The following is a 4,749-nucleotide window of genomic DNA, read 5'->3' on the forward strand; positions in this document are numbered from 1 at the left end:
GTCCATTGAATTCACCCAGATAAGTCCTTTTGAAACCGTCGCTGAAACAGTCGAACGAACTGCACGTTCAACGACCCAACAGGAGATATCATTTTTTGGTGAGCTTTCGTGCCCAGCGGCGAAACGCTGGTCGCTGAACATCGGTTTAGAGAGAGTTGGGCTTGAGTGTCGTTGTGCCATGAGGAGTTTCCTTTCTGTTTGAGTATCACTTTTATGGAGCCGCTTGGCTGTCCCTACCTCAAACAGGGTTCTTCTCTGCAGGGGCGCGAAGCGTTCATTTACCCTTGCAGAGAAGGTTCTGATTTAGGAGGGTCAACAGCCTGCGAGCCCCATCAAATGATGCGAGTCGAAAGGGAAACCGGCACATAAGACACAAGCCCTTACTCGAACTTAATGGATGTCAGTGAAAGGAGTGAGAAGGTACGACGAACGGCAACGAGGAAGAATGACGAGGCGCAGGCGTTCAGGATTGCAGCGATATCCTTTTAGATAGGGACTGTAGAGAGGCACATTCTGAGGCGGCACGCAGTGACACATCAGGGTGATGCCACTCTTAGGCCATAGGTGAAAGATACAAGCAAAAAGCCTTGCCCAAAGGGTAACGCCCAAGTCCACCATAGTTTTTAAGGTAGTGAATTGCTAAATAAAAAAAAGGGGGGGTTCCCCGCAATTATCACAAAAATAAGACGTTCAAAATGCCAACAATACTCAGCCTTACATTTAAGGTGAAGAATTACTGATAGACCAACAAACATATAAAACTCAAATAAATCCTCAGTTTATATATTAGCTGTGAAACGCCTCAGATGTGAGGCGTTTTTGCTCTTAAAAACGACAAAGTCGCTTGGTGATAACAGCGATTAGAGCATTTTCTTCAAATGATAATTGTCCAAAACCTTCACAGGCTGAATTTTTACCCGTGGTACATTCTACCTCAGAAATGCCCCAAAACGTTCTAGAACCCATCTAGATCGTAATAGAACTAGCTAATGTGTAAAGCAAACACATTACTTTGAAAAAACTCCCGTCCGCACCCAAGTATACACATCTCCAAAAGTCATTACTTAGGGAGAGTTGTGATATTCTTATATATGAGCTAAGTTGTTGGTTACAAGTAACTTAAAAAAATCTGGGCTTAGTTTTTTCATGGATATCAAGGATGGTAATATGACTCCAAAGTCAATAATTTTATTTGGACTACTTTTTAGCTCTTTGAGCGTACAATCTGCCACTTATACGGTAACAACAAGTAGTGATCAAGGCATAGGCTCACTTCGAGATTTCATCGAAAAGGCCAATGCTAATCCTGGTTTAGATACTATCGAAATACCGGCTTCATATAATGCACAAGCACCTATCTCGCCTAATTTGGGTGAAGTCCCTTCAGGTCAAACCGACAACCGAATGACAATTACTGATGATATTATCATTCGAGGATTAGGCGATGATTATGTCCACATTAATGACCATCAACGCTGGGTTTCTGATACTGGCTCATTTAATACTGGTTATCCGAATGATCCTAACAATCTGATTCTAAGATCATCTGGTCTTTTATTTGACATTAATCCTCGAAATACCGCAGGGCGCACCATCGATGCCACCATTGAAAATGTGTGGGCAGAACACATGTCAGGTTTTATCTTTTCCGATAACGCTAATGTAACACTCAATAACGTTATCCTATATAGGATAGTGCCTAGGCAAGGAGAGGCATCCATCATGTCTACTCAAGATGGCTTGGTTACAATAAAAGATTCATTTATATTCGAAAATCTTGGTCCAAGATCAGCACCTACCCTTATTTTTAATAGTGATGTTTTTATTGAAAATACGGCTTTTGAATCTAATGGACCATTGGTTGAAAGCACAGCCAGTCATGTTATTCAAGTTAGTCAAGATAGTTCAGGCAGCAGCACAACGGCAGTCATCAAAGATAGTATATTTAAAGGCTTATTTAATTCTACTTTTAGATTTAATGAAGCTGATGCACAAATTATAAATACTTTATTTGATGGAAGGGATGCTAATAGAGGTTGGCCAATCTATGTCAATAAAGGAAAATTGACGCTAACCAATAGTACGCTGTATTACCCGACTATTACTAAAAATGTAGACCCTGCTACTTACAAAGCGACCCATATAGAGTTAATCAATAGTGCTCAGCTTATAGCCAATAACAATCTACTCGTTATAATCGATGGTGCAAATAATGTTGGCTCTGCAATTTATCCAACTGATTGGGACGATACAACTATTTACCCATTATCAGAGAACAACAATAACTTTATTTCGACACCTGGTGTCGATGACACCCCTAATACTGGCCTGTCACTTGCAGGGTGCGTTACAACTAATTGTTTCGTTCCAAACACGCTTTCAATAGCGCTTGTTGATAAAGGCGACGACGCTAAAGCGCTATATGCCGATGGAAGCTCAATCACATCAGATTACCTCAAGCAAACCCGCCCACAGGGGTTGAGTATCGACATTGGCGCATTCGAAAAACATGAATCTCTTTATGCTCACCCAGATAGCTATGAGGTTGATCAAGATACTAAGTTGATTGTATCTAGCCAAGATGGAGTGCTTAAAAATGATACCAATGAAAATTCAGCAGCCGCTACATTAGACCAAGATGCTTTGTATGGAAGTGTCACATTGAATGCAGACGGCAGTTTTGAGTATCAACCTGATGCTGATTATTATGGCAATGATGAATTTTATTATTCAATCAATACGAGCCAAGCAAAAGTATCAATAACAATTCTCTCCACAGGTTGGACTCTTATCCCTAACAATGCTGCGCCAGTTGCTAATAATGATAGCTACTCACTTTACGCAGACAGTATTGATACCATTGTTGCACCAGGTGTGTTGCTTAACGATACAGATGATGCAAATACACAAGCTCCTTTTTATGCAGATTTAACTGCGCGAATCTATAAACAACCAATGTATGGGTCGGTAACACTTAAGGAGACTGGTGAATTCATTTACACGCCTGACGCTGGTTTTATAGGCGATGATAGCTTTGAATATGATGTTACAGATATTGGAACAAGACATAGTTACCCTGCTACCGTTAATCTTCATATTCAAGCCGGTGTTCCTTATGGGGGGAAGGTTATCGCGGGAACCAGCAGTGGTGGTTCTATAGGGTTCTTAAGCACGCTGCTATTGACGATACTCGCACTGTTTAGACATCAAAAGTCACTTGCCGTTAAAGTGGTCGTCCCACTATTGTTAAGTGTTTCTCCTTTCGCTCATTCTGCAGAAGAGAATAACGGAATATATGTAACAGCTAATCCTGGGATTTCATGGTTAGAGCCAGATACTGACCACAACGCGTGGAGTCAGGAAAGTAACAGTCAGTTTTCTTTCGGAAGTAGCTTAGGGTACCAATTTGATAATAACGCGAGTATCCAGTTTACTTATCGTTGGCTAAATAGTGTCGATTTGAAAGCAGAACATACGCAATATAATGATATGACGGTCGATTACCAACATTACAGCTTTAACTTTGTTTATCGAGTTACGCAGCTTTGGGGCGATAAATTCGCCCCGTACTTCAGTTTGGGCTTAGGTTATCTTGATGCAAGTTCGAACCACGCGGAAGATTTCGAGGTGGAGGATAATGTTCACCCCAACATAGGCGTCGGCGTGAATGTATTGGACTTTGGTCAAATTAAGTCAGATCTACAATGGCATCATTTAGCAGGTGATGTTGATACCCTCGAACTCGTGTTTTCTTATTACTTCAAGTAATTCAACTAAGAACAGTGCTTTTAGCTGTTCTTAGCCAGAGCTATCAGTTAGCACCTCTTCATACATAATTTAAGGGTATTACGGTTGCTCCCTGCGATGATTTGGAATTGTTCATCAATTGGGAGCACCCAGTATCTGACCTTTCCAATCAATACAATGCAATGAGTTAAGGGACTTTTACACTTGCATTTATTCATGACTCGCTAACTTAGCAAAGGCATTAACAAGCTTCTGTCCAGAGACGTGTTATGCCGCCATGCTTTGGGACAAGAGCGCCTTAGTGCGACTACTCTAAAACACTTCTGTCCAAAAATGAGTTTCATAAGCATCGTTTAATCAAGCCAGGTGAGTGCCTTATCAAACCCATCTGGCGTTATATTGATGTACCAATCTAGATCCACTTTTTTGCGCATAACCAGTCCACACTCTTCAAGAGCTTTACATGAAACTCGGAAGTTGTTCGGGTGAATATCTCTCCCAAGCACTTGATTGACGGCCAGGTTGATGACGGTTGACTTACCTTCTTTTACTCCTTTGATGAACGCCTTGGCCAAACATCTTAAGACCTCTTTTTGAACCTGGCTCATTCTTGCTCTTTTCATTCTCTCTGCCTCTTAATCATTGCAACAATAATTAAATTAAAATTCTGAAAATTTATTTATTTCATCAAGGGATAGGTTCGTGCTGGCTGCTATATGCTTGCATGTAGAGTCAGTATGAAGCCGACAGAGCGAAGCAACGTCAGTCAGCTCTTTACTCATTTAAAGAACAGCTTTGTTCGCGATTCTAAAGAGAGATATTTTTTCCTAGAACCTTATAGACCGTAGTCCTACTGCACTCTAACTCTTTACTGATCGCATGCTTGTTCATTCCTCGGTCTGCAAGCTCTTGAGTACGCGTATGAAGCGTCTTATTAGGAAATCGGCCAAGATGCCGTCCTTCAGAGGGATTTAGAAGAAGAAAGGGTTCTGTCGCAAACTT

General features: G+C 41.1%; 3 protein-coding genes and 1 pseudogene. 1 reads left to right on the forward strand and 3 read right to left on the reverse strand.

What is annotated here, in order from left to right; all coding sequences use genetic code 11:
• A pseudogene (locus tag AB4653_RS00005) lies at positions 1–180 on the reverse strand (hypothetical protein); the annotation flags it as partial.
• A gap of 987 nt (positions 181–1,167) precedes the next feature.
• Between AB4653_RS00005 and AB4653_RS00010 the strand changes: the two are divergent.
• Entirely contained in the window at positions 1,168–3,768 is a 2,601-nt protein-coding gene (locus tag AB4653_RS00010; RefSeq protein ID WP_102258477.1) for an Ig-like domain-containing protein, read from the forward strand.
• 332 nt (positions 3,769–4,100) lie between these two features.
• On the opposite strand, the gene AB4653_RS00015 is transcribed toward AB4653_RS00010, so the two are convergent.
• The gene (locus AB4653_RS00015; protein ID WP_048666177.1) at positions 4,101–4,370 is read right to left on the reverse strand and encodes a hypothetical protein; all 270 of its coding nucleotides are present in this window, start codon (positions 4,368–4,370) and stop codon (positions 4,101–4,103) included.
• Positions 4,371–4,554: 184 nt separating this feature from the next.
• Positions 4,555–4,749 (reverse strand): helix-turn-helix domain-containing protein (locus tag AB4653_RS00020; RefSeq protein WP_157936410.1); only part of this gene is annotated, 195 nt, incomplete at its 5' end.

Origin of the sequence: Vibrio sp. 10N.222.48.A3 (genome assembly GCF_041475345.1) — a bacterium.
GTDB classification, from domain to species: domain Bacteria; phylum Pseudomonadota; class Gammaproteobacteria; order Enterobacterales; family Vibrionaceae; genus Vibrio; species Vibrio tasmaniensis_A.

What these genes read in the sequence shown, in the direction of transcription:
- AB4653_RS00015 (WP_048666177.1), bottom strand. Translation starts at nt 4,370, where the DNA reads ATGAAAAGAGCAAGAATGAGCCAGGTTCAAAAAGAGGTCTTAAGATGT.
- AB4653_RS00010 (WP_102258477.1), top strand. Translation starts at nt 1,168, where the DNA reads ATGACTCCAAAGTCAATAATTTTATTTGGACTACTTTTTAGCTCTTTG.